Annotated in this window: 1 pseudogene; it reads right to left on the bottom strand. The window is 64.5% G+C overall.

The annotated features are described in order from the left end of the window. Positions 1-301: pseudogene (locus tag AO388_RS07160) on the bottom strand (NlpC/P60 family protein); the annotation flags it as partial.

Genomic DNA, 301 nt, shown 5'->3' with positions numbered 1-301 from the left:
ATCGACCAGCCGTAGACCTCACGGGCAGCCAGGCGACCGGGCATGTGGTGATAGATGAACGGGCCGGAGCCTCCAAGCGCCGGGGCGTCCTCGCTGTGCAGGCTGGCATCGGCGCCGAGGTAGATCGCGGCATGGTTCGGGAAGTAGCAAGGCCTGCCCACTGTCGGGATCTGGAACACCAGCAGGTCGCCGCGTTGGGCCTGCTCAACCCGAACGAAGCCACAGGCCTCGAAGTTCTCTTCGTAATGGCTGGGGCTGTCCGGATCTTCCCACCACAGTTCCTTGCGCTCGAAGTTGGGCA

Origin of the sequence: Pseudomonas sp. ICMP 10191 (assembly GCF_001467335.1) — a bacterium.
GTDB classification, from domain to species: Bacteria; Pseudomonadota; Gammaproteobacteria; order Pseudomonadales; family Pseudomonadaceae; genus Aquipseudomonas; species Aquipseudomonas cerasi.
This window is presented reverse-complemented; position numbering and strand designations above follow the sequence as displayed.